This is a genomic window from Kitasatospora sp. RG8 (assembly GCF_017813315.1).
Taxonomy (GTDB): Bacteria; Actinomycetota; Actinomycetes; order Streptomycetales; family Streptomycetaceae; genus Kitasatospora.
The window spans coordinates 24,834-49,164 of sequence record NZ_JAGIYX010000048.1 but is presented as its reverse complement, the minus strand read 5'-3'; the positions used below and the strand labels follow the sequence as shown (position 1 = coordinate 49,164).

Below are 24,331 nucleotides of genomic sequence, written 5' to 3'. Positions count from 1 at the left end.
CCACCCCCGCCCCCGAACCCGCCCCCGCGCCGCGCCCCGCTCAGCGGTCGGTGCTCGCCGGTGCCGGGCCCGCCGTGCCGCACGTCGGCGAGCGCCCGCCCACGTACGCGCCCGAGCCGACCGCCGTGCCGGAGGCGGACCCGGGCATGCTGGGCGCCGTCGTACCGGACACCGTGCTGGAAGGCGCCCAGTACGGCGCCGCCACCCTGCGCGCCGTCTCGGTCCGCGGCGACTCCGCCCGCTACCGCGGCGAGCCGCGCCGGGACACGTTGCTGGTGACCAGGTTCGGCGAGGCGCCCGACGGCCTGCTGCTCGCCGCGCTCGGCGGCTTCGACCGCAGCGCCGCGGACGGCGAGGTGGCCCCCGAGGCCGTCGCCACCGCCACCGCCGAGGCCGTCCGTCAGCTCGCCAGCGCGATCGGCCGCAGCCGGACCGGGCTCGCCGCCGACCTGCGCGACGGCGCCCGCGACCGGCTCCGGTACGGCCTCCAACGGCTCGCCACCAGCGCCGCCGCCCCGCTGCGCGCGCTCGCCCCCGAACCGGAGGGCGACGACGGCGCTCAGTCCCCCGCCGCGTTGCACTGCATGCTGCTCTCGCTCGACCCGGAGGCGTCCTACCGGGCGGCCTTCGGGGTCGGACCGGGCGGGCTCTACCTGCTGCGCTCCGGCCACTGGATCGACGCGTACGCCGCGCGGCTGCTGCACCACCCGGACGGTCAGCCGCCGGTGCCGGACACCCCGGTGCCGGACCCGCGCCCGTTCCGCTTCCGGATGGTCCCGGCCACCGTCGGCGACATCCTGCTGCTCTGCACCCCCGGCCTGGCCCGTCCGATCGCCGACGAGCCGGCCGTCGCCCACTTCCTCTCGTCCCACTGGGCCCACCCCCACCCGCCGGGCACCGTCGACTTCCTCCGCCAGGTCCAGGTCAGGGCGAGGGGCTACGCCGACGACCGCACGGCCGCCGCGATCTGGACCGGCTGAGGGCCGACCCGGAGCAGGTCCCCCGGAGCACGCTCCCCGGAGCGGGGGCGCGTCAGCGGCCGGCGCCCAGCAGGGTGCCGCATGCCGACTCGGCCAGGTGCAGTGCCCGGGGGCGTCCGGAACCGGGGAGGCCCAGGGCCAGGGGGACGGCGAGGCCGTCGAGGAGGGCGCGGATCTGGGCGGCCCGGTCCGCGGCGGTCCCGGGGGTGAAGCGGCCGGAGGCGCTGCCCTCCTCCAGGAGGGCGACGAGGTCCGCGTCCCACGGGGCCTCGATCTCCAGCTGCCCCTGCCGGAGCTCCTCGCTGGCGGGGGAGCGGCCCCAGACCTCGACCCAGAGGATCCACCGGGGGTCGCCGGGGCCCTCGGGGAGGTAGAGGCGGGTGTAGGCGGTGAGCCGGTCCCAGACGTCCCGGGTGCCGTCGGTCAGGGCGGCGTGGCGGCGGGTGCCGAGCTGGTCCTCGCTCCAGCGCAGGGTCTCCAGCAGGAGCTGGTCCTTGCTGCCGAAGTAGTAGAGCAGGTGCCCGGCGCTCATCTGGAGCTGCTTGCCGAGGCCGGCCATGGTGAGTTTGGCGAGCCCGTGTTCGGCGATCGCGGCCCGCGCGGTGGCGAAGACCTCCTCGCGGGGGCGCGCCGGGCGGCGCGGGCGGGCGTCCGCCATCTGCTGTTCTCCTCTGTGCGGTGGCGGCCGTGCCGCCTGCTGCCCACGATACTGGCCGTGCCCGCAGGGGCACGGAGCGGGACGACGTCCGGTTCGGCCGCCAGTCCTCCGGGTACGTACCAGTGGGGGAACGACGACCTTGAGGGGTGGCCATGGCCACGTTGATCGCCCTGATCACCGGTCTTGCCGTGATCGTGACCGGCCTGGCGGTGTACCTGCACCACCGCCGCAACGGACCGACCGAGAACGTGGACGGCCTGCTCGCCGAGCAGGCCCACCTCGCGCAGGCGCGTGCCCGGCGCGCCGCCTGCAGTTCGATCGCGATGCACAGCACGCACGGCCTCACCACCGACGACCTGGGGAGGCATCTCAAGTGACGGTGACGGAGACGTCTGTCGTCCCCTGGTACGGGGGCGATGTGACGGAGCAGTGACGGGGGCGTCGGGTGGTGCGGCGCGACCCGACGGGTCGCGCCGCACCACCCGACGGCCGGCCGGTCAGGCCTTCGGCTGCTGCTGGGTGATGCAGTGGATGCCGCCGCCGTTGGCGAAGATCTCGCGGGCGTCGACCAGTTCGACGGTCCGGCCGGGGTAGGCCTCGCCGAGGATGGCGGCGGCCTCCTGGTCGCGCGGGTCGTCGAAGCCGCAGAGGATCACGGCGCCGTTGGCCACGTAGTGGTTGATGTAGGAGTAGTCGACCGGCTCGCCCTCCTCGTCCAGCAGGACGGTGGGGGCGGGCAGCTCGATGACCTGGAGCTCCCGGCCCTGTGCGTCGGTGGACGCGCGCAGGATGGCCACGAGCTCCTTGCACACCTCGTGGTCGGGGTGCGACGGGTCCGGCTGGACGTGGGCGACCACGACGCCGGGGCGGACGAAGGAGGCGACGATGTCGATGTGGCCGCGGGTGCCGAACTCGTCGTAGTCGCGGGTGAGTCCGCGCGGCAGCCAGACCGCCTTGGTGGTGCCGAGGAAGGCGTGCAGCTCGGCCTCGACCTCCTCCTTGGTCCAGTCGGAGTTGCGGCCCTCACCGAGCTGGACGGTCTCGGTGACCAGCACCGTGCCCTCGCCGTCGACGTGGATGCCGCCGCCCTCGTTGATCAGCCGCGAGACGAAGCGCTGGACGCCCGTCAGTTCGCCGATGTGCTCGGCGATGTGCTGGTCGTTGTCCCAGCGGGCCCAGGACTGCGCGCCCCAGCCGTTGAAGATCCAGTCGGCGGCGGCGAGCGAGCCCTTGCCGTCGATCAGGAACGACGGGCCGATGTCGCGCATCCAGGCGTCGTCCAGCGGGCGCTCGACGATCTCGACCTGCTCGGAGACGTACTTGCGGGCCTCCCCGGACTCACCGGTGTTGACCACCAGGGTGACCGGCTCGTACCGGACGATCGTGTTGGCCACCGCGGCCCAGGCCTCGCGGCCGGCGTGCAGGCTCTCCGGGCTGTCGAAGGTCGGGTTGGAGGTGGGGAAGGCCATCCAGGTCCGCTCGTGCGGGTGCCACTCGGCGGGCATCCGGAAGCCGAGCGAGGCGGGGGTGGGGGAGGTCATCGTGGAGTCCTAGTGGTGGAGGTGAGGGCGGGTCAGAGGAAGTACAGGCGGCTGAGCGAGACGCTGTCGGCCGGCTCGGAGCGCAGCGGGGAGCCGTCCAGCGAGACCAGGCCGGTCTCGGTGACCTGGACGTTGCCGACCCGGGCGTTGCGCACCATGTCGCGCGGGCCGATGCCGCGGGTGCCGCGGACGCCGACGCGCCGGCGCCGGGTGGGCATGCCGTCGGCGGCCCGGTCCAGGTAGGCGCCGTCGGCGGCGGCCTGGGCGACGAAGGCCACCGAGATGTCGGCGGCGGTCGCGCCGTGGGCGCCGAACTGCGGTCCCAGGACGAGGGGTTCGCAGCGGTCGGTGGAGGCGTTGGGGTCGCCGACCACGCCGTACGCGGGGAAGCCGGCCTTCAGGACCAGCTGCGGCTTGGCACCGAAGTGGTCGGGGCGCCAGAGCACGATGTCGGCGAGCTTGCCGATCTCGATCGAGCCGACCTCGTGCGAAAGGCCGTGCGCGATGGCGGGGTTGATGGTGAGCTTGGCGATGTAGCGCAGCACGCGCTCGTTGTCGTCGCCGCCCTCGGTGGTGCCGTAGGAGCCGGTGCCGTCGAGGGGGCCGAGTTCGGCCTTCATCTTGCCGGCCATGGCGAAGGTGCGGCGGACGGTCTCGCCGGCCCGGCCCATGCCCTGGGCGTCGGAGGAGGTGATGCCGATGACCCCGAGGTCGTGCAGCACGTCCTCGGCGCCCATCGTGCCGGCCCGGATGCGGTCGCGGGCCATCGCGGCGTCGCCGGGCAGGTCGACCTTGAGGTCGTGGGCGGAGACGATCATGCCGAAGTGCTCGCCCAGCGCGTCCCGGCCGAACGGCAGGGTCGGGTTGGTGGAGGAGCCGATGACGTTCTCGACGCCGGCCATCTTCAGCACGTTGGGGACGTGCCCGCCGCCGCAGCCCTCGATGTGGAAGGCGTGGATGGTCCGGCCCTCCAGCACCTTGAGGGTGTCCTCGACCGAGAGGCACTCGTTGAGGCCGTCGGTGTGCAGGGCGACCTGGACGTCGTACTCCTCGGCGACCCGCAGCGCGGTGTCCAGCGCGCGGGTGTGCGCGCCCATGTCCTCGTGCACCTTGAAGCCGGAGGCGCCGCCCTCGGCGAGGGCCTCGATCAGCGGGGCCTCGTCGGAGGAGGAGCCGCGGCCGAGGAAGCCGATGTTGACCGGCCAGGCGTCGAAGGCGTTGAAGGCGTGCCGCAGCGCCCAGGGCGAGTTGACGCCGACGCCCCAGACCGGGCCGAACTCCTGGCCGATGATCGTGGTGACGCCGGAGGCGAGCGAGGCCTCCATGATCCGCGGCGAGAGCAGGTGGACGTGCGTGTCGATGGCGCCGGCGGTGGCGATCATGCCCTCGCCGGAGACGATCGTCGTCCCGGTGCCGACCACCACGTCCACGCCGTCCAGCGTGTCCGGGTTGCCGGCCCGGCCGATCGAGGCGATCCGGCCGCCGATCAGACCGATCGAGGTCTTCCGGATGCCCTGGACGGCGTCGATCACCAGCACGTTGCTGATCACCACGTCGCAGGTGTCGCGGACGGCGGCGGGCTTGAGGTGCAGGCCGTCGCGGGCGGTCTTGCCGAAGCCGGCCAGGAACTCGTCGCCCGGGGCCTGCGAGTCGGACTCGACCCGGACGATCAGGCCGCTGTCGCCGAGCCGGATCCGGTCACCGGCGCGGGGGCCGTGCACGGAGATGTAGTCGTGGGGGCTGATCGCGGTCATGCTCCGGCCTCGCTTCGCTCGGTGGGCCACGCCGGCGCGGCCGCTCTGTCCAGGTGCTCGCCCCGCTCGCTCATGAGGGCACCTCGGCGTCGTCGAAGCTGGTCAGGTAGCCCGTCGCGCGGGCCTTGGCCAGCGCGGCCTCCTTGGCGCCGGGGGCGTCCAGCGGGCCGTCCACCAGGCCGGCGAAGCCGATGGCGACACGCGCGCCGCCGATGGGGACGAGGCCGACCTCGACGGTGGCGCCGGGGTCGAAGCGGACCGAGGAGCCGGCCGGCACCGCGAGGTGGGTGCCGTAGGCGGCGGCGCGGTCGAAGGCCAGGCGCGGGTTGGCCTCGAAGAAGTGGAAGTGCGAGGTGACCGAGATCGGCACCTCGGAGGTGTTGTGGACGGGCACCACGACCGACTCCTCGACGGGGTCGTAGCCGGTGCCTTCGCCGATCAGCGCGCCGCCGGGGGCCTCGTCGCCGAGCGAGCCGGCGCCCTTGAAGGGGTCGTTGACCACGGCGAGGCGGGTGCCGTCCTCGAAGACCGCCTCGACCTGGATCACGGTGACCACGTCGGGCACGCCGGGCAGGACGTCGGCGGCGGTGAGCACGGAGCGGCCGGCCTCGATGGCCTCGGCGAGGCGCTTGCCGTCGCGGGCGGCCTCGCAGACGGTGTCCGCGATCAGGGCGTGCGCCTCGGGAATGTTGAGGCGTACGCCTCGGGCACGGCGGGCACGGGCCAGCTCGGCTGCTGTGAAGATCAGCAGCCGGTCCCGCTCGGTGGGGGTCAGTCGCACGGTTCCTCGCTCGCGGTCGCCGGGGAGGGTGGGGGGTTGAAGTTAGAACGGCGTTCAAACATCCCGGGCCATTGAACCCGGACCCGGCCGCCCTGTCCAGCGTTGCCCGTCCCCGGGTGTTCGGCTCGCCGGACGCCGCCATCGGGTCCGCGGGCGTGTCGCGGGCCGCGGCGGGACCGGGTCCGGCAAGGCAGGGCGGGACCGGGCCGGGCTGGGCCGGGCCGGACCGGGCCGCAGGCCGGGGTGCGCCGGGCGCGCGTCCTGCCCCGCGATGACCGGACGGCGTCGAAAGCCGCCCGTACGCTTCGCAAACCTGTCCGGCCCCGGCAGTTGGATCACGCGGACCGTCCCGTGCCCCTTTCACCACGGGTGATCGCACGCGCACTGTTGCAAACGCCGAAAGCTGGGCATGAGGATGGTGGTCAGAACGAGGGGGCCACCCGGCCGGCGGGGGATCCGGCACCGGGTGCCCGGATTGAGGGCGGGGGCATGTGTTGATGGACGGTCAGTCGCGATTCCCGCGGCAGCGGACGAGTTCGGGGGACGCATTCCGGCCCAGGGCCCACGGCGGCGCACCGGGCGTACCGGGAATGCCCGGCGTCACCGGCGCAGCGGGCCCGGCGCTTCCCGGCACACCGGCGCCCGGCTGTGCGCTGCACCGCCGGCTCCACCTGGCGGTCGACGCGGCCGACCTGGTCGCGGTCGGCGCGGTCCGGCACCGGCTGCGCACCGCGCTCGGCGACTGGGGGGTGCCCGAGCTGGCCGACACGGCCGAGCTGCTCTCCTCCGAGCTGGTCACCAACGCGCTGCTGCACACCGGCCAGGGCGCGGTCTTCGACGCGGTGCTCACCGCCGACCTGCGGCTGCGGATCGAGGTCCGGGACGGCGCCGGCCGGCTGCCCGGCCGCCGCCGCGACCCGGACGCCGAGTACGCCACCTCGGGGCGCGGGCTGGTGCTCGTCGAGGCGCTGGCCGACGCCTGGGGGGTGCAGCTGCGCGGGGACGGCAAGGTCACCTGGTTCGAGCTGGCCTCGCCCTGATCCGCCCTGCCCGGTCCACCGCCGGGGCCGCCGGGCCTGCCCGGTCCACCGCCGGGGAGCCTTGCCGGGGCCGGGGTGAATAACGTCGTTCGCCATCGAACGGAACGCCGGGCCGAAGGGACGGCGGAAGATTTCCGGCCCGTTGCCATTGCCGCTCGGCCGAACATTGGCCAGGATGGTGGGAATGTGTGTCCGCGTGCGGGAAGCAGCGGGGAGACCTCACCTCGACTGACCACCGCCGTCGCACGGCATTGTCCAGCACCACCCATCACACCGCCACGCGGCCCGCCGGAACGGTCGGCGCGGTCCGCCACGGCAGCGGCAGGAGCAGCATGCCCACTGAGCCCGAGTCCCCGGGGTCGGCGCTTCCTCCCGGCCAGTCCACGGCCGGGTCGGGGCGGGCGAGACCACCCGCCCAGGCGGTGCGCAGGCACGCGCTGAGGACAGCGCCGGGGCTGGCGGCCGGGCGGCTGGCGCCGATGCTCTCCGGCGGCCTGCCGGTCCCCTCGGGGGACTCCACGCCGGACTGGCTGGAGCCCGCGATGGCCGCCAACGGCATCGGCTCCTTCGACTGGGACATCCGCCGCGACGTCCTGGAGGGCGACCAGCGGGCCTGCACGATCATGGGCCTGGACGCGGCCGAGAAGAGCCGCTTCGACCGCACCTCCGCCTCCTTCCTGGCCCTGCTGCACCCCGAGGACTCGCCCGTGGTGCGCCGCCGGGTCGAGCGCGCGGTGGCCGAGCTGGGCCAGTGCGGCGCCTACTACCGCACGGTCGGGCCGAACGGGGCGATGCGGGCGGTCCGGTTCCGCGGCAGGGTCCTCGCGGACGCCTTCGGCCGCGCCTCCCGGATGGTGGGCTTCGTCTGGGACGCCACCGTCGAGCTGCACAAGCGCGACCGCGCCGACCGGATGGCCCTGCTCCGCGAGGAGCGCTCGCGGTTCATCAAGGAGGCCGCCCGCGCGCTCTCCGAGGCCGTCACCGTCCGCGACGTCGCCCGGGTCTTCACCGAGCTGCCGTTGCCTGGCCTGCCGCCGGACGGCCTGGTGCTGGCCTCCTTCGAGGCCGGCCGGGTGCAGATGCTCGGCGCCTCCGGCTACCGGCCCGACGAGCTCGCCGTCTGGGACCGCTCGGTGCTGCCCGCCGCCCACCCGGCGGCCGAGGCGCTGCGCAACCGCGCCCCCGTCTTCATCGCCAGCCGCGACGAGTACCGCGAGCGCTACGCCGAGGTCTGGGAGCCGACCAGCCGGACCGGCCGCAGCTCCTGGGCCTTCCTGCCGCTGGTGGCGAGCGGCCGGGCGATCGGCGTCTGCGTGGTCAGCTTCGACGACGACCGCGAGCTGGACGCCGACGAGCGCACCCTGCTCTCCACCCTCGGCGGCCTGGTCGCCCAGTCGCTGGCCCGCGCCCGGCTGCACGACGCCGAGCACGAGCTGGCGGCCGGCCTCCAGCGGGTGATGCTGCCGCGCACCGTGCCGTCCGTGCCCGGGGTCTCCACCGCCGTCCGCTACCTGGCGGCCGGCTCCGGTCTGCAGATCGGCGGCGACTGGTACGACGTCGTCCCGCTGCCCGGCGGCCACGTCGGGCTGGTGATCGGCGATGTCCAGGGGCACGACGTGCACGCCGCCGGGATCATGGGCCAGCTGCGGATCGCGCTGCGCGCGTACGCGGCCGAGGGCCATCCGCCGGCCGCCGTGATGGCCCGGGCCTCCCGCTTCCTCGCCGACCTCGACACCGACCACTTCGCGACCTGCACCTACGCCGAGGTGAACGTCGACTACGGCGTGGTGTACGCCGTCCGGGCCGGTCACCTGGACCCGCTGGTCCGCCGGGCCGACGGCACCGCCTCCGTGGTTCCGGTCGCGGGCGGGCTGCCGCTGGGCATCGCCCCCGACGAGGAGTACCGGGTCACCCGCTTCAGCCTGGACCCGGGCGAGACGGTGCTGCTCTGTACCGACGGCCTGGTCGAGGCGCGCGGCATGGACCTCGACGACGGCATCGCCCGGCTCACCTCGGCGCTCGCCGGTCCGCTCGACGGCCACGCCGCGCAGGCCCGCGACCCGCTGGAGGGCCTCGCCGACCGGATCGCCTCCCAGGCCGCCGACGACAGCGAGCGCGAGGACGACATAGCGCTGCTGCTCCTGCGCTGGGACGGCCCGGAGGGCGGCCTCGCCGCCCAGCAGTTGCGCCGCCGGATCGGCCAGGCGGACCTCGCCCGGATCTCCGAGGTGCGGGCCGAGCTGCGCGACGCGCTGCGGCGCTGGGGCGTGGCCGAGCTGGTGGACACCGCGGAGCTGCTCGCCTCGGAGCTGGTCACCAACGCGATCCGGCACACCGACCGGGACGCCATGTTCACCGCCCGGCTCTACCGGGAGCCGGTGGCCGACGGCGGCCGGGCCCGGCTGCGGGTCGAGGTGGAGGACGAGTCGGACCTCTGGCCCACCCGCCGGACCCCGGGGGAGCAGGCCTCCTCCGGGCGCGGGCTGATGCTGGTCGAGGCGCTGGCGGACGGCTGGGGCGTGGAGCCGCGCGGCTCGGGCAAGCGGATGTGGTTCGAGCTCACGGCCACGCCCGCGGCCTAGGGTCCGGCTTCACGCTCCCGTGGTCCGCCCGGAGGGCAGGCGGGGGCTTCGGACGGGACCTGAGGCCCGTCCCGGCGGGGCGTCCCGGTCGGGTGCTCCGGCCGGGACGCCGGGAGTCTCAGCCGAACTGCTGCTCCAGGTCCTTCAGCTTGCGCTCCAGCGAGTCCAGCCGGGGCAGTGCGACGGTGTCCTCCTCCGCCGTGAGGTCGATGGTGCGCCGCTCCGGGCGGGCCGGCAGGCCCTGCTGGGCGACCGGGCCCTCGGCGGGCGCCGACGCCTCGACGGCGGGCCGGTCCGCCGCGGGCGCGCCGGCTATGGCGGACTCCTGGCCGGACTCCAGCTGCCGGGCCGCGCCGCGCGGGCGCCAGACGCTGTTGGTGCGGTTGATGGCCCTGATCTCGGCCCGCTCGCGGCGGCCGGCCAGCCTGCGGCGCTCCTTCTCCGCGGTCTTCTCCCGCTTGTCCTCGCGGACCTCGTCCACCGCCTCGTCCAGGCTGCGGACGCCCTCCAGCAGCATCAGCGACCAGGCCGCGTAGGTCTCGCGAGGGGCGCGCAGCCAGCGGACGATCCGGATCTGCGGCAGCGGGCGGGGGACGAGCCCCTGCTCGCGCAGGGCGGCCCGGCGGGTCTGCTTGAGCGCCCGGTCGAACAGTACGGCGGCCGAGAGCGACATCCCCGCGAAGAACTGCGGGGCGCCGGCGTGGCCGAAGCCGCGCGGGGCGTGCACCCAGTTGAACCAGGCGGAGGCCCCGGCGAACAGCCAGACCAGCAGGCGCGAGCCGAGGGCGGCGTCGCCGTGGCTGGCCTCGCGGACGGCGAGGACGGAGCAGAACATCGCCGCGCCGTCCAGGCCGAACGGGACGAGGTACTCCCAGCCCCCGGACAGGTTGAGGTTCTGCACCCCGAATCCGACCAGGCCGTGGAAGGAGAGTGCGGCCGCGACGGCGGCGCAGCAGAACAGCAGCGTGTACGAGGCCCCGCCGTACAGGGACTCCTTGCGGCGGCGGCGTTCCTCGGAACGCTCCCAGGAATCCACGCCGCCCGGTCCGGCGGCGGATCCCCGGCTCCGGGCCAGGACCACCAGCAGGCCGGTGACCAGCAGGACCGCCACGCCGGTGACGGCCCAACCGAGCGGTATATCGGACAGTTTCATCGCTTGGACCAGCCTCGCTTTCCTGCGTCGTGATGGCGGGGACCATCATGACGGATATGCGGGCGGGTATTGGCCGATTCGCCGTCAATGCGCTGAGGAGAGGGATTTCTGACGTGGGAGAAGTCGCATTGTCTTACTTATGAAGGGTCATTGGTTCCCGGAATTCCGGGGCCGCCGAGGCGGGGCCCGAAGGGAATCCGGTCAACCTCGCGTGATGCGGGGGCAGCCGCCGCACATCGCCTCGGGCCGGGCGGTGTAGACGAGGCAGCAGCTGGCCCGGGAGCGGTCGCCGTCCGGGGGGCCGGGGTGCGGAGTGCCGGGGGCCGCCGGCGCCGGGTGGGTGAAACCCGCGCCCGGCGTGAACGGTGAGACGGATGCGCCGGGCGTGCACTCCGCGGGCGCCGGCGCGAACAGCGCGGTCAGCTCGGTGCGGGCCCGCTCCTCCTCGCCGAGCAGCCCGCCGACGTGCCAGAGGCCCTCCACCGCGGCGTCGGTGGCCATCGCCCAGAGGGTGCGCGGTCCGCGCCGCACCTCCGGGCGGAAGGCCGCCAGCACCGGCGTCAGGAACCCGGCCAGCGCCGTCCGCAGCCCGGCGGCCAGCTCGGGTTCGCCGTCCGCCGTGCGGGCGCCGGGCAGGCCGGCCGCCGGGTCGCCGGGCAGGCAGACGAAGGCGCCCGGACGGGCCGTCAACTCGCCGGAGGAACGGCGGACCGAGACGTCCGCGGGGGTGAGCAGCGGCACCCGGCGCTCCAGGAACCAGGGCAGGGTGAACAGCAGCGCGGTCGCCCAGGTGAAGCGGTGCAGGCCGAAGCCGGCCGCCACGTCGGGGCGCAGCGGCCGGCCGTACTGGACCAGGCCCTGCCGGGCGTCGTGGGCGATCAGTTCGCGCAGCGCCTCCGGGCGGGCGAGCAGGTCGGCGCCGCCGAGCCAGCCGTCGCCGGTGCGCGGCGGGGTGCAGTGCACGCGCAGGGCGGGGAACAGCTCGCCGATCCGCCGGTGGCTCGCGGTGCACGGCTGCGGCGCGCGGGCGGCGGCCGGCACGGCGGGGGTGGTCCAGTGGACGGTGCTGCTCGCGGTCATGGTGCGGCCCCATCGGGTCGACGGGCGCCCGTGCGGGACCGCCCGGCCGGTCCCGGCCGGAAGTCGTGCGGGCGCGCGCCCGTGGCCAGGCCCCGGCCGGCCGGGGCCTGGCTGAGCCCGGGAACGGCAAGGCGAACCCGGCCGGGGTACTGCTCCCCCCGGCCAGGTTAGGCTCACCTTAGCTGATAGTTCCCCGCGGGTCCCGCCCGATGAGCCCGTCCGGGGGAGCGCCCGGCGTGCGCGCCGCGCTCAGCTGGCGCGCGAGCCACACCGGTACGCCTCCGAGCGCCTGCACCAGCCTGGTGGCCTCGGCCCGCATCCGGGCCGCCTCGCCCGGTTCGGAGACCTCGGCCAGTGCCGCCAGTGCGGGCGCCACCCCCACCGTGAAACCGAGTTGCTCGCGCAGTCGCAGCGAGGCGTCGAACCCCTCCCTGGCCCGGTCGTGGTCCCCGGCGGCCTGGGCCAGTGCGGCCAGGTGGCGCCAGGTGTAGGAGCGCAGCAGTTCGTCCCCGCGCTCGCCCGCGCCCTCGTGGGCCCGGCGGTAGGCGATCCAGGCGGCCGTCCGGTCGCGCAGCAGGTTCTCCGCGACCAGGCCGCGACGGAAGTCCAGCAGCGGGCGCCCGGGGGCGTCCGGCGGGAGCAGCGCGGAGGTGCGGCCGAGCGCCGCCTGGGCCTCGTCGAGCCGGTCGCGCGCGCCGAGCACGCTGGCGACGTACGCCAGGAACCCGCGGGCGCACGCGGCGGCCGCGCGCTGCTCGGTGGTGGTGACCACGGCCTCGGCGAGGCGCAGCGCCTGCTCCGCCTGGGTCCAGTGGGCGGCGGTGAACAGGCACTGTTCGATGAGGAGTTCGGCCCGGCCGAGTGCGGCCGCCGGGTCTCGTTCGGCGGCCGGGCGTAACAGCTCCGCGGCCTCCTGCCAGCACGCCCGGGACCGCAGCCGCCACACGGTGTCCCCCGGCTCCGCGGGCGCCGCCCGCCCGCGCCCCTCCCGCCCGTCCCGGCCGCTCGGGCCCCATCCGTGCTCCGACAACGCCACCTCCTTGTGTGCGCCATCCAGCAGGGCACGGGCCTCTACCCCCAAGGCCCGCGCTGTGGCGGCAATTCAACACGGGGGTGAGCTTGTGCACCAGATCACGAGCGCAGGTTGTTGCGTTCGGAGGCGGAATGATCTAGAGAGCGTTCCGGGGCCGGCCGTGCGGGCCGGGCCGGCTCAGGACGTCCAGCCGGTCTCCATCAGGGCCTCGGCGGCGCCGTTGGCGGGCTGCGGCACCCCGGCGAGGTCCAGGCTGAACAGGGCGACCAGCAGCTGCTCGCCGCGGACGGTGGCCTGGTGGGAGTAGCCGGCCAGGGTGAACATCGCGGCGGCCATCTCCTCGGCGTGCAGGGTCTGGAGCCAGAGGCACTCCACGGACTTCACGTCGGCCGGCTCGGTCCAGGTGTCCACCTGGGCGACCATCCGGCTGCCCAGCAGGGTGACGCCGTCGCGTTCCTGGGCCTCCGTCAGTTCCAGGTCCTCGAAGCCGAGCCACTCCAGGTAGCGGGCGGCCGTGAACACGGCGTCCTGGGAGGTGCGGACGGGGTGCGGGCGGAACGGCGCCCGCCGTCGCCAGGGCGTGGCGGTGGCACCGGACCCGCCGGGCGCGGCGGGCGCGGGCGCGCCGTGCGGGTGGGCCGGGGACGGGCGGGAGGAGTGCGGCCCGGCGGGGCCGAGCTGCCCCGCGGAGGCCCGGCCGGTGGTGGCGCTGCCGCCGAGGCGGGTGGTGCGGTCCACCGGCAGGCGGACGGTGGCGCCGCAGTTGCAGGTGAACTCGGGCTGCGGCCACTGGTCCGAGCGGCCGCAGTGCGGGCAGCGCATGTTCAGCCAGGAGTCCTCCCAGGACCGGAACCGGACCTGCACCGGAACGCCGCCGCGCAGCAGCGGCACCTTGAGCGAGGCGCCGCAGGGGCAGGGCAGCGACGGCGGCTCGTACAGGTGCTCGCGCCGGCAGGCGGGGCAGCGGATCGCCCGGGCACCACCACCCGCCCCCGGCCCGTGCTGCGCGGGATCGTGTCCGGTGAAGTCGTCGGGCAGTCCGGACATCGCGGGCACCGTCCGTTCGAATCGGGGTGGAGGGTCGTGTCCCATGCTCCCCGAAACGCGGGGGCCGCGGCGCGGAATGCCGCAATCCTCAGGGACAGATCAGGGGTGTACGGCTGATCCCTCGCCAGGGAGGAGGAGGTCGGGCCACCCCCGAGGGGGATCGGGAGCCGGCGCCGGCCGCGGGCGGTCACCCGGCGGACCAGCGGGCCAGGTCGGCGGGGGTGTCCAGGTCGTCCGGCACGGCGACATCGGCGCACTCGACCAGCGCGAGATCCCCGGCGTGCGCCGCCAGCAGCGCCCGCGCGCCCGCGTCTCCGGTGGCGCCCGCCGCCGCCTCGTCGAAGTAGCGGGCCCCGATCAGCACCGGGTGCCCGCGCCGCCCGCCGTACGCCGCCGCGGCCAGCCCGGCGCCCGCCCGGTGGGCGGCCACCAGCCTGGCCACCGCCGCCGCGGTGACCCCGGGCGTGTCCACCAGCATCACCAGCACGGCCGGGACCGACGGCGGCAGCGCGGTGAGCCCCGCCCGCAGCGAGGAGCCCATGCCGTCCGCCCAGTCGGGGTTCTCCACGAGCCGGCAGCCCGGCAGGTGCGCGGTCGCCCGGACCCGATCGCGGGCGGCGCCCAGCACCACCGTGACGTCCGGGCAACCGCCCGCCCGGACCGTCGCCACCGCGTGCTCCACCAGCGGCCGCCCCCGGTACGGGATCAGGGCCTTGGGCCGTCCGCCCAGTCGCCGGCCGCCGCCGGCGGCCAGGACGAGGGCGGCGACGGGTCGTTCGAGCTGCATGCGCCCAGCCTGCCCGGCCGGGGCCGCCCGCGCAGCCGTACGAACCCACAGTTGGACGAATGCACAAGGCGAACCCGCAGGTCGCGGCCGCTCCCCGGCGGTTCGGCCGCTGGATCTCCCGCCCGGCTGCCCCTGTACTTGGCAGATGAACACCGCACCGCGCCCGCTGCTGGACCGCTTCGGCAGGGTCCACACCGACCTGCGGGTCTCGCTCACCGACCGCTGCAACCTGCGCTGCACCTACTGCATGCCGGCCGAGGGCCTCGACTGGCTGCCCAAGGCCGAGGTGCTCAGCGACGACGAGGTGGTCCGGCTGGTACGGATCGCCGTGGAGCGGCTGGGCATCGCCTCGGTGCGGCTCACCGGCGGCGAACCGCTGCTGCGGCGCGGACTGCCGGAGCTGGTCGGGCGCATCACCGCGCTCGGCCCCGAGGTCTCGCTGACCACCAACGGCATCGGGCTGGCCCGGACGGCCGGTGCGCTGAAGGAGGCCGGGCTGCACCGGGTCAACGTCAGCCTGGACACCCTGCGCCCCGAGCGGTACGCCGAGATCACCCGCCGCGACCGGATCGCCGACGTCCTCGCGGGCCTGGCCGCCGCACAGGCCGCCGGGCTCGCCCCGGTCAAGGTCAACGCGGTGCCGGTGCGCGGCGTCAACGACGACGAGATCCTCGACCTGGCCGCGTTCGCCGCCGAGCACGGCTACCGGATGCGGTTCATCGAGTCCATGCCGCTGGACGCCCAGGGTGCGTGGGACCGGGCGAAGATGATCACCGCCGACGAGATCCTGGCCGTGCTCTCCACCCGCTGGGACCTCGTCCCGGTCGGACGGCACGGGAACGCCCCCGCCGAGGAGTGGCGGATCGCCGGCACCGACACCGTGATCGGCGTGATCGCCTCCGTCACCCGCCCGTTCTGCGGCGGCTGCGACCGCGTCCGCCTCACCGCCGACGGCCAACTGCGCAACTGCCTCTTCGCCACCGAGGAGTCCGACCTGCGCGTCCTGCTGCGCGGCGGGGCCGGCGACGACCGGATCGAGGAGGCCTGGCGCAACACCATCGCCCGCAAGGGCCCCGGGCACGACATCAACTCGGCCGGCTTCGTCCGGCCGGACCGGCCGATGTCCGCGATCGGCGGCTGATCCGGCACTGCGGGGGTCACGGCGTCCGCACGGCCGGGGTCACGGCGTCCGCGCGGCCGGCCGGCGCGCGGCCCGGCCCGTCAGGGAGAACCGCGCACGGTAGGCGCGCGGGGTCATGCCGACCCGCTGCAGCAGGTGGCGGCGCAGGGAGTCGGGGGTGCCGAACCCGGTGCGGTCGGCGATCAGGTCGACGGGATGTGCGCCGGCGCGTTCGTCCTCGCCCAGGCCGGGCTGCTGGACGGACGCCGCGCCACCCGGGGGGACGGCGAGCACCGCGATCCGGTGGATCCGCTCGGACGAGGGCATGGCCAGAACCTCCGGAAGCCTGGCAGCCGCGGCGCTGTTCCGTGGCGGCGCCCGGTCGGACAGTGGAGCACGACGGCGCGCAGCCCGCGCCGCGACACCCATCACCCTGCCAACCCGGAGTAGCGCCATGTCCTTCCACGTCGTCACCGGTGCCGGTTTCACCGGCACCGCCACCGTGCTTCGGCTCGCCGAGTCCAGGGAGCGGGTCCGCCTGGTCACCCTGCGCGGCAGCGGGCCCGAGCACCCCGGCATCGAGCGGATCGCCGCCGACGCCACCGACGCCGACGCGCTCGCCGCCCTCACCGAGGGCGCGACCGTGCTGATCAACTGTGCCGCGCCGGCCTGGGCGTCTCGGCGACGCCGCTCGACGAGGTGCTCGCGCGGACGGTGCGCTCGCTGCGGGGGTGACGGGCGCCCGGCCGACGCCGGGGTGCGGGCTTCGATCCGGTACGTGAACTTCGCTCCGGACGCGTGATTTCACGCTGGATGCGTACTTTCGCACCGGGTACGGGATTCGCGCCGGATGGTGGATTCGGGCCGGGATGTGAGCTTGGACATGCTCGAACGCCCCGCGCTGCGCCGCCTTGACGCGGTAGGGGGCGGCTGGTCTGCTGGTTCGCCGTCAGCCGCCCCCCACTTCGGGAGTCCTCCGTGCCCGCCCGCCGCGCCGCCGTGTCCGCCGCCGTCCTCCTGATACCCGTCCTGGCGCTGGCCGGCTGCTCCGGCGCCGGGAAGCCCTCCGCCGGCGGCGCCGCGCCGGCCGGTGGTGCGGGTACCAGCCCGCTGCAGAACCCCGACGGCACCAGGCCCGGCCTGGCGCCGCTCACCTCGCCGCAGGACCAGAAGGCCGGCCGGGACCTCATCGCCAAGGTCGCCACCGCCGCCGCCGGCCCGAAGGACGGCTACGACCGCAACGAGTTCGGCCCGGCGTGGACGGACAACGTGGACTCCGTCCCGGGCGGCCACAACAACTGCGACACCCGCAACGACCTGCTGGCCCGCGACGGCCGGGCGGTGGAGCGCAAGGACGGCTCGAACTGCGTGGTCACCGCGATGACCATCGACGACCCGTACACCGGCAAGACCGTCCAGTGGACGAAGCAGCAGGCCACGAGGATCCAGATCGACCACGTGATGCCGCTCTCCTACGACTGGCAGATGGGCGCGGCCAAGTGGGACAAGGGCAAGCGCGTGCAGATCGCCAACGACCCGCTCAACCTCATCCCGGCCGACGGCTCGCAGAACGCCTCCAAGGGCGACTCCGGCCCGGCCACCTGGCTGCCCGCCAACACGACGATCCGCTGCGCGTACGCGGTGCGGTTCGCCCAGGTGTCGCTGAAGTACCAACTGCCGGTCACCGAGGCCGACAAGAAGGCCATGCTCCAGCAGTGCGGCGGCTGAGGAAACGTTTCGCCAGTCTTTGTCCGCATTGCCTCCCGGGGCCTCGCCGGCGATGTGACTCCTGTGATGAACGGGTGATATTCGTGTGCGGTGCATTCGATGATCACCCGGTTCTCACGGCGCGCGCTGCCCGCCGCCGTTGCCGCCGCCCTCCTGGCCGGCTGCACCAGTTCGGCCGGCTCCGGCGACGCGGCCTCCGGTACCACGTCGCCGGCCGCCGCCCCGGCCACGACCGCCGCGCCGCCCACCCCGACCGCCACACCCACCCCGACGCCGAAGCCGACCGGCCAGGCGGACCCGGCGCTCAAGCCGTTCTACGGCCAGCAGATCGCCTGGACGCAGTGCGCCGACGACCCGCAGTCCACGAAGATCGACGAATCGGTGGTGCAGTGCGCCACCCTCAAGGTCCCGCTGGACTACGCCAACCCGGCGGGGGAGGCGCTCGACGTCGCCGTCGTCCGCAACCCCGCCCTCAAACAGGACCAGAGGGTCGGCTCCCTGCTGGTCAACCCCGGCGGGCCCGGCGGCTCCGGCGTCAACATGGTCAAGCGAAGCCCCGACGGCTACGCGGGCCCGCTGCACGACCGCTTCGACATGGTCGGGTTCGACCCGCGCGGCGTCGGCCTGACCAGCCCGCTGAACTGCCTGGACGACAAGGCCCGCGACGAGTGGGTCACCACCGACGCGCCGGGTGCGGACCACGGCAAGGTGCTCGCCGAGGCCTGCCAGGCCAAGTACGCCAAGGTGCTGCCGTTCGTCAGCACCCGCAACACCGCCCGCGACATGGACGTGCTGCGCGGTGCCCTGGGCGACCAGAAGCTCAACTACCTCGGCATGTCCTACGGCACCTACCTCGGCAGCCTCTACGCCGAGGAGTTCCCGGACCGGGTCGGCCGGCTCGTCCTGGACGGTGCCACCTCCCCGTCCACCTCGCTCGTCCAGCACAACATCGAGCAGTACGCCGGCTTCGATCGGGCGCTCAAGGCCTTCGCGGCCGACTGCGTGACCAAGGACCCGTGCTCGCTCGGCAAGGACCCGGACAAGGCCGCGCAGAAGCTCGCCGGCTTCCTCGACGGCCTCAAGGACCACCCGCTCAAGACCGCCAACGGGCGCACCCTCACCGCCAACGCCGCCTGGACCGGCGTCATCAGCAGCCTCTACGGCGGCGAGAAGGCGTGGACCAATCTGCGCAACATCCTCGCCTTCGCCATGCTCCGCGACAAGGGCGAGTACCTGCTCGACCTCGCGGACGGCTACAACGGTCGTGACGGGGACGGGAAGTACGGCGCCTCCGCGGACGCGTACACCGCCATCCACTGCGCCGACGGTGCCACCGACGCGCCCACCGGTGAGCAGTTGCAGGCCGCGCTCGCGGAGCTCGCCGCCAAGGCGCCGCTGGTCAGCGGGCATGAGCCGACGATGGCGCTGTTCGACCCGGACTGCCGGATCTGGCCGTTCCGCTCCGCCGAGAAGCCGCACGCGGTCGCGTCCAAGAGCGACGCCACCATCGTCGTCGTCGGCTCGACCGGCGACCCGGCCACGCCGTACGCGTGGTCCGAGAAGCTCACCACCGAACTCGGTCACGCCGTGCTGCTCACCCGTGAGGGAGAGGGCCACACCGCGTACGGCAAGAGCGCGTGCATCCGCAGCTCGGTCGACGCCTTCCTGGTGGACGGCACCGTGCCGGCCGCCGGGACGCGCTGCAAGACGGACTGACCCGCACGGCGAAGGGGCGTACCGCGATGGTTCTCGCGGTGCGCCCCTTCGCCGTTGCCCAGGGTCCGCCGTGCTCGGGAGCTTCGCCGTCGCTCAGAGGCTTCGCCGTGGCTCAGGAGCCGGGCGCCTGCGTCAGGTCGTAGAACGTCGCGCCGCCCACCGTCTTCGCCGTGAAGTGGCTCGTCACCCAGTTCTCGATCTGTGCGGTCTGCGACTCCTGCGCCTCGCCGCCGGCGTTGGCGCCCACCGCGCGCCGGGAGCCGCCGCCGATGAACCAGTGCACCTTGCCCTCCTGCACGTACTGCTGGAAGGCGCTCAGACTGAGCGACGGGTCGGTGCTGTTGAAGCCGCCGAGGGCCATCACGGGGACGCCGGAGGCGAGTTGGTAGCCGGCGGCGTTCTGCGAGCCGCTGGTCGCGGCGGCCCAGGTGTAGCGGTCGGCGTCCTGCCTGAGCGCGGCGGCGGCCTCGTCGCTCACCCGGGCGCCGTTCAGCAGTCCGCCCATGCCGCCGGGGGCCCCGCCCGTCTGGCCGCCGAACCCTCCGGCCCCGCCGCGGCCGCCACGGCCGTCCGTGCCGGTGCCGGTGCCGGTGCCGTTGCCGTTGCCGGGCAGGCCACCGCCGTTCGCGCCGCCCTGGCCGCCCGGAGCACCGCCCGGAGCACCGCCCGGCGCACCCCCGGGTACGCCGCCCGGCACGCCGCCCTGACCGGGGGTCATCTGCCGGCCGTTGAAGAAGAACTCGCCGTTGCCGCCGGGCGGAAGGCCGCGCATCCCGCCCGGGCCCATGCCCCGGCCGCCCGCGACCGCCGGGCCGGCCGTCACGATCGACCCGGTGTGCGGCGTGTTCACGGTGTCCACCGCGTACGCGGCCGGACCGCCGAGCGCCGCGGCCAGGCCCACCAGCCCGACGACCGTCGCGAGCCGCGCTGCGAGCCGCCCGGCCAGCAGCAGCGTCGCCGCCGCCGCGAGCCCGCCCACCAGCACCGCCCAGCGCAGCCACGGCAGGAACTGCGCGCTGCGCCCGAGCAGCACGTACGCCCAGACCGCCGTCACCGCCAGGGTGACCGCCAGCACCGCCGCGTACGGCAGCCGGTGCCGGGCCCGCCAGAGCCCGTCCACGCCCATGCCGACCAGCGCCGCGACCGCCGGGGCCAGTGCCACCGTGTAGTACTGGTGGAAGATGCCGGACATGAAGCTGAAGGTCAGCGCGGTGCAGAGCAGCCAGCCGCCCCAGACCAGGAACGCCGCGCGGGCGGTGTCCGTCCGGGCGTGGCGGCGGGTGGCCCACAGGGCGGTCAGCAGCAGGAGCAGCGCGGCCGGGATCAGCCAGGCGATCTGGCCGCCGATGTCCCCGTCGAACATCCGGGTGATGCCGGTCTCGCCCCAGCCGCCCATCGCCCTGCCGCCACCGGGCGGCGCCTCCATGCCGGCCGGGAGCCTGCCGCCGCCGCCCACGCTGCCGGTCTCGTTGCCGTTGAGACGGCCGAGGCCGTTGTAGCCGAAGGTGAGCGAGAGGAAGCTGTTGTCCTGCGAGCCGCCGACGTAGGGCCGCGACGACGCCGGCACCAGTTCGACGACCGCGACCCACCAGCCGCCGGAGACCACCATGGCCAGCCCGGCCGCCAGCAGCTGGCGCACCCGGCGCCAGAGCCCGGTCGGCGCGGCCACCAGGTAGACCAGCGCGAAGGCCGGGAGGACGAGGAAGGCCTGGAGCGTCTTGGTGAGGAAGGCCAGCCCGAACATCACCCCGGTGAACACCAGCCACCGGGTGCCGGCCGCCTCGATCGCGCGGACCAGCCCGTACGCGGCCAGCGTCAGCAGCAGTACCAGCAGTGCGTCCGGGTTGTTGAAGCGGAACATCAGCGCCGCCACCGGGGTCAGCGCCAGGGTGGCGCCCGCCAGCAGGCCGCCGAGCGGGGAGAAGCGGCGGCGCACCGTCGCGTACAGGGTGGCCACGGTGGCGACCGCCATCAGCGCCTGCGGGGCCAGCACCGACCAGGAGGAGAGGCCGAAGACCCGGGCGGCCAGCGCCATCGGCCAGAGCGAGAGCGGCGGCTTGTCGACGGTGATGAAGTTCCCGGCGTCGGAGGAGCCGTAGAAGAAGGCCTTCCAGCTCTGGCTGCCGGCCTGGGCGGCCGCCGAGTAGAACGAGTTGGCCCAGCCGGAGGCGCTCAGGCCCCAGAGGTAGAGGACGGCGGTCGCGGCCAGCAGGGCCAGCAGCGCGGGCCGTACCCACCGCGGGTCGTCCGCGCGGCCGCGCCAGGCGCGGGCGGGGAGCGTGCGCAGCCGGCCGGCCCAGGACGCCGGGCCCTTGGGGCCGACGGGCGGCAGCGGGAACTCGGGGAAGAGCGGTGCGGCCGTCGCCGCCGCGTCCGCGGGTGCGTCAGGGGCCGGCTGCGGCACCTCCGGCGGCGGGTAGTTCGCGGCCTCGGGCCACGGTTCGCCGGCCGGTGGGGAGAAGCTGGTCGTGGTCATGGACGATACGCTCGGCCGCGTGGCTGAGAGGACCGTGAGACCCGGCTGTGAGGGGCCTGTGATCCCCGCCGGAACCACCCGGACGGGTCAGCGGGACGGGTCGGCGGACGGTCGGCGGACGGGCCGGCGGAGGGTTCTGCGGCCGGGTCGACGGACGGCAGGGTTCCGGCGGACGGCCCTGCGGTCGGGTCGACGGATGGCAGGGTTCCGGCGGACGGCCCTGCGGTCGGGTCGACGGACGGCAGGGTTCCGGCGGACGGCCCTGCGGTCGGGTCGACGGACGGCAGGGTTCCGGCGGACGGCCCTGCGGTCGGGTCGACGGACGGCGCTGCGGACGGCTTGACGGAATGGCCGCCCGACGCGCGGCGGGCGGGCGGCCCGGGTGGTGGTCCTTCCGGGAGGCCCGGGGGCTCAGGCCGGCTGGGGCATCGTCAGGTGCTTGCCCAGCCACTCCAGCGCCGGGGGGATCTCCCGGGTCCAGGTGTGGAAGTTGTGCCCGCCGGTGTCCAGGGTGATGGTGGAGAGCTTGGTCGGCGCCTTGAACGACTTCACCATCTCCTGGGTCGCGGCGTAGTTGTTCTCGTCGTAGGCGGTGCCCAGCAGCAGCGCGACGGGTGCGGCCGGCTTGTTGTGCAGCCGCCAGAGCAGGTCGTTCTCCTGCTTCAACTGCCCGTTGCCGGCGAAGAGATCGCCGGTGGTCTCGTCGATCGGCGCGGTGTAGTAGCCGGAGAGCGAGACGGCGGCCGGGTACGAGTCCGGCTTGCGCAGCGCGAACTTGAGCGCACAGTAGCCACCGGTCGAGTTGCCGATCACGGCCCGGTTGGACGGGTCGCTGCCGAGCCGGTAGGTGGTGGCGAGCGCCTTGGGCAGGTCACTGGTGAAGAAGGTCTCCACCTGCGGGCCGTTCGGGACGTCCACGCACTCGGTGTCCCGGTTGTTGACGAGGGTCGGGCGCAGCATCACCAGGACGGTCGGCGGAAGCTTCTTCTGGTCGATCGCCTCCAGGGTGGAGGCGGGGTACTGCATCAGCGAGATCAGCTTCTCCGGCGTCCCGGGGTACCCGGCCAGGACCAGGGCCATGGGGAACTTCCGCTGCGCGTACTCGGGCTGGAAGTACTGCGGGGGCAGATAGACGAAGCCGTCGGTGCTCAGACCGCTGGTGGCTCCTTTGACGGCGACCTTGTGGATCAGGCCGACGCGCTCCGGGTTCGAGCCCTGCTCCGCGTAGAACTTCTGCTCGCCGGTGATGGCGACGGCGGCGTTCGGCTGGTGGTCGACGACCGTGCCGGGACCGCCGTTGGTGCCGAGCAGGTCGGTCCAGGAGCTGTAGAACCCGAAGTAGCCGTTGGCGATCAGGCCCATCGCGACCAGTACCGAGACCTGGGTAGCGAGGAAGGCGCCGATCCGCCCGAGCCAGGCCTTCCAGCCGCGGCCGCCGAATCTCGGCCAGAGCCACATCGTGGCGGCGAACGCGCAGATCGCGACGATGGAGGCGATGATCTGGAGGGGGAGTCCCGTAAGCCTGAGCACGTGCCTGATCGTAGTTGACCGTGACATCTGCTCTGCGCGCCCCCGTGTACGCCCCTTCCGCGCTTCCGTACGCCCTTTGTGCGCCCTGTTGACCGCGTCCCCCAGGGTCGGGATCATGTCCGCGGGGAGTGCACGGAGCGTGCACGAGAGATCACCGTGCATCAGTGGCCACGTCGCGACCGCGGCGATCGCGACGTGCACGGGGATCACAGGGATCACAGGGATCACACCGGGGGAGCGGCATGAAGTCCTTCACCAAGTCCGGCCTGGCGGTCGGCGCCACGCTGTTGCTGGCAGCGTGCTCCGGCGGGGGGTCGGGGGACACGGACGGGTTCGGCCTGAAGCCGGGGAAGACCGACGCGGCCTCCACGACCGCGAGTCCGACCCCCACGCCGACCCCGACCCCGACGCCGACCCGGCCGCCGTACGGTCCGGTGCTGGCGGGCTACATCGACCCGGTCAACACCGCGCTCGGCAAACTCAACGCGTCCGCGAGCCTCGACGCCTTCTCCACCGCCCTCCAGGAGGCGGCCACCGCCGCCACCAAGGCGGGCAGCGGGCTCGGCTACGCGGACGAGCCGGCCACCGTCACCACCGCCCGGCGCCAGCTGGTGGTGGCCCTCGGCCAGCTCTCCACCGACCTGACCAAGGTGCGCAACGACATCAAGAAGAAGAACGTCTGCGCCACCACCTCCGCCTTCGCCGAGGTCGGCCAGTCCGAGGGCCTGAAGGCGGTGCCCGCCGCCCTCGCCCAGATGAACGCCGCCGGCTACCCCGTCACCTTCAACGTCCCGCAGACCCCGCAGCTCCAGACCCGCAGCCAGGAGAACGGCACCCTGGTCCGCGAGGGCCGGCTGAACGGCTCGGGCGTCCTCAACGTGGACAACGGTGGCAGCTCGGACGCGGTGGTCTCGCTCGCGCAGAACGGCAAGTCGATCCACTCGGTGTACATCGGCAAGGGCAAGAAGGCGTCCATCGAGGGCGTCGAGGACGGCACCTACGACGTCTACTTCGCCGGTGGCGTCGACTGGGACCCGTCGCTCAAGGCGTTCACCCAGAGCTGCGACTTCAGCAAGTTCGACGACACCATGGCCTTCGAGACGGGCCGCACCTACACCTCGTGGTCGATCACGCTCCAGCCGACGGTCGGCGGCAACGCCAAGACCAGCGACGTCGACGAGGACAAGTTCCCGGAGCCGTAGGCCGGGCCGTGACGCCGTGACGTGGTGCCGTCGTGGTGGCGTGACGTGGTGAGGTCGTGTCGTGGTGGTGGCGCCGTGGGCCGGGATCGGCCGGCGGCGCCACCACTGTTTTCGTGGCGGCTC

The 24,331-nt window shown here is 74.4% G+C and carries 20 protein-coding genes and 1 pseudogene; 9 read left to right on the top strand and 12 right to left on the bottom strand.

Annotated elements, in window-relative coordinates; genetic code table 11:
* Positions 1-980, top strand: a pseudogene (locus J5Y04_RS38985) (protein phosphatase 2C domain-containing protein); the annotation flags it as partial.
* Between the two features lie 52 nt (positions 981-1,032).
* On the opposite strand, the gene J5Y04_RS38980 reads toward J5Y04_RS38985, so the two are convergent.
* Positions 1,033-1,638: a TetR/AcrR family transcriptional regulator gene (locus J5Y04_RS38980; RefSeq protein WP_209417281.1), complete on the bottom strand. Its 606-nt coding sequence runs from the start codon at positions 1,636-1,638 to the stop codon at positions 1,033-1,035.
* A gap of 152 nt (positions 1,639-1,790) precedes the next feature.
* Here J5Y04_RS38980 and J5Y04_RS38975 point away from each other — a divergent pair, with 152 nt between their 5' ends.
* Positions 1,791-2,015, top strand: coding sequence for a hypothetical protein (locus tag J5Y04_RS38975; protein WP_209417280.1), 225 nt, complete (start codon positions 1,791-1,793; stop codon positions 2,013-2,015).
* A 120-nt stretch (positions 2,016-2,135) separates the two neighbouring features.
* Here J5Y04_RS38975 and J5Y04_RS38970 read toward each other — a convergent pair whose 3' ends face one another.
* The 3 genes from J5Y04_RS38970 to ureA all read right to left on the bottom strand — a co-directional run bounded on the left by J5Y04_RS38970 (position 2,136) and on the right by ureA (position 5,714).
* Positions 2,136-3,179, bottom strand: a complete 1,044-nt coding sequence (locus J5Y04_RS38970; RefSeq protein WP_209417279.1) for an agmatine/peptidylarginine deiminase — start codon at positions 3,177-3,179, stop codon at positions 2,136-2,138.
* A 32-nt stretch (positions 3,180-3,211) separates the two neighbouring features.
* Positions 3,212-4,933, bottom strand: coding sequence for an urease subunit alpha (locus J5Y04_RS38965; RefSeq protein ID WP_209417278.1), 1,722 nt, complete (start codon positions 4,931-4,933; stop codon positions 3,212-3,214).
* A gap of 70 nt (positions 4,934-5,003) precedes the next feature.
* Positions 5,004-5,714: an urease subunit gamma gene (ureA, locus tag J5Y04_RS38960; RefSeq protein ID WP_209417277.1), complete on the bottom strand. Its 711-nt coding sequence runs from the start codon at positions 5,712-5,714 to the stop codon at positions 5,004-5,006.
* Between the two features lie 590 nt (positions 5,715-6,304).
* Between ureA and J5Y04_RS38955 the strand changes: the two genes are divergently transcribed.
* Positions 6,305-6,754 (top strand): ATP-binding protein, encoded by a 450-nt coding sequence (locus J5Y04_RS38955; RefSeq protein ID WP_209417276.1) that lies wholly within the window; start codon positions 6,305-6,307, stop codon positions 6,752-6,754.
* Positions 6,755-7,086: 332 nt separating this feature from the next.
* A complete protein-coding gene (locus J5Y04_RS38950) occupies positions 7,087-9,336 on the top strand; it encodes a SpoIIE family protein phosphatase (RefSeq protein ID WP_209417275.1) in 2,250 nt (749 codons plus the stop codon).
* 118 nt (positions 9,337-9,454) lie between these two features.
* Here the strand turns inward: J5Y04_RS38950 and J5Y04_RS38945 are convergent, their stop codons facing one another.
* From J5Y04_RS38945 to J5Y04_RS38925, 5 genes are all read right to left on the bottom strand, one after another.
* Entirely contained in the window at positions 9,455-10,489 is a 1,035-nt protein-coding gene (locus tag J5Y04_RS38945) for a DUF2637 domain-containing protein (protein WP_209417274.1), read from the bottom strand.
* Between the two features lie 201 nt (positions 10,490-10,690).
* A complete protein-coding gene (locus J5Y04_RS38940; protein ID WP_209417273.1) occupies positions 10,691-11,569 on the bottom strand; it encodes a (2Fe-2S)-binding protein in 879 nt (292 codons plus the stop codon).
* Between the two features lie 178 nt (positions 11,570-11,747).
* On the bottom strand, positions 11,748-12,599 hold the full coding sequence (locus J5Y04_RS38935) for a hypothetical protein (RefSeq protein WP_374106212.1): 852 nt from the start codon (positions 12,597-12,599) through the stop codon (positions 11,748-11,750).
* 180 nt (positions 12,600-12,779) lie between these two features.
* Complete coding sequence (locus tag J5Y04_RS38930) at positions 12,780-13,649, bottom strand: hypothetical protein (RefSeq protein ID WP_245206346.1); 870 nt, start codon at positions 13,647-13,649, stop codon at positions 12,780-12,782.
* 187 nt (positions 13,650-13,836) lie between these two features.
* A complete protein-coding gene (locus J5Y04_RS38925) occupies positions 13,837-14,436 on the bottom strand; it encodes an NTP transferase domain-containing protein (RefSeq protein WP_209417272.1) in 600 nt (199 codons plus the stop codon).
* 145 nt (positions 14,437-14,581) lie between these two features.
* Between J5Y04_RS38925 and moaA the strand changes: the two genes are divergently transcribed.
* Positions 14,582-15,577, top strand: a complete 996-nt coding sequence (moaA, locus tag J5Y04_RS38920; protein WP_209417271.1) for a GTP 3',8-cyclase MoaA — start codon at positions 14,582-14,584, stop codon at positions 15,575-15,577.
* Positions 15,578-15,616: 39 nt separating this feature from the next.
* Here moaA and J5Y04_RS38915 read toward each other — a convergent pair whose 3' ends face one another.
* Positions 15,617-15,883, bottom strand: coding sequence for a hypothetical protein (locus J5Y04_RS38915; protein WP_209417270.1), 267 nt, complete (start codon positions 15,881-15,883; stop codon positions 15,617-15,619).
* Positions 15,884-16,010: 127 nt separating this feature from the next.
* On the opposite strand from J5Y04_RS38915, the gene J5Y04_RS38910 reads away from it, so the two are divergent.
* From J5Y04_RS38910 to J5Y04_RS38900, 3 genes are all read left to right on the top strand, one after another.
* Complete coding sequence (locus tag J5Y04_RS38910) at positions 16,011-16,358, top strand: NAD-dependent epimerase/dehydratase family protein (protein WP_209417269.1); 348 nt, start codon at positions 16,011-16,013, stop codon at positions 16,356-16,358.
* A gap of 176 nt (positions 16,359-16,534) precedes the next feature.
* Positions 16,535-17,284, top strand: coding sequence for an HNH endonuclease family protein (locus tag J5Y04_RS38905; RefSeq protein WP_209417268.1), 750 nt, complete (start codon positions 16,535-16,537; stop codon positions 17,282-17,284).
* 99 nt (positions 17,285-17,383) lie between these two features.
* On the top strand, positions 17,384-19,000 hold the full coding sequence (locus J5Y04_RS38900; RefSeq protein ID WP_209417267.1) for an alpha/beta hydrolase: 1,617 nt from the start codon (positions 17,384-17,386) through the stop codon (positions 18,998-19,000).
* Positions 19,001-19,112: 112 nt separating this feature from the next.
* Here J5Y04_RS38900 and J5Y04_RS38895 read toward each other — a convergent pair whose 3' ends face one another.
* Entirely contained in the window at positions 19,113-21,476 is a 2,364-nt protein-coding gene (locus J5Y04_RS38895) for a glycosyltransferase family 39 protein (protein WP_209417266.1), read from the bottom strand.
* Between the two features lie 411 nt (positions 21,477-21,887).
* Positions 21,888-23,006 carry an alpha/beta hydrolase-fold protein gene (locus tag J5Y04_RS38890; RefSeq protein WP_307853528.1) on the bottom strand — a complete coding sequence of 373 codons (1,119 nt, stop codon included), beginning with the start codon at positions 23,004-23,006 and terminating at the stop codon, positions 21,888-21,890.
* A 242-nt stretch (positions 23,007-23,248) separates the two neighbouring features.
* Here J5Y04_RS38890 and J5Y04_RS38885 point away from each other — a divergent pair, with 242 nt between their 5' ends.
* On the top strand, positions 23,249-24,208 hold the full coding sequence (locus J5Y04_RS38885) for a hypothetical protein (RefSeq protein WP_209417264.1): 960 nt from the start codon (positions 23,249-23,251) through the stop codon (positions 24,206-24,208).
* Positions 24,209-24,331 lie beyond the last annotated feature (123 nt).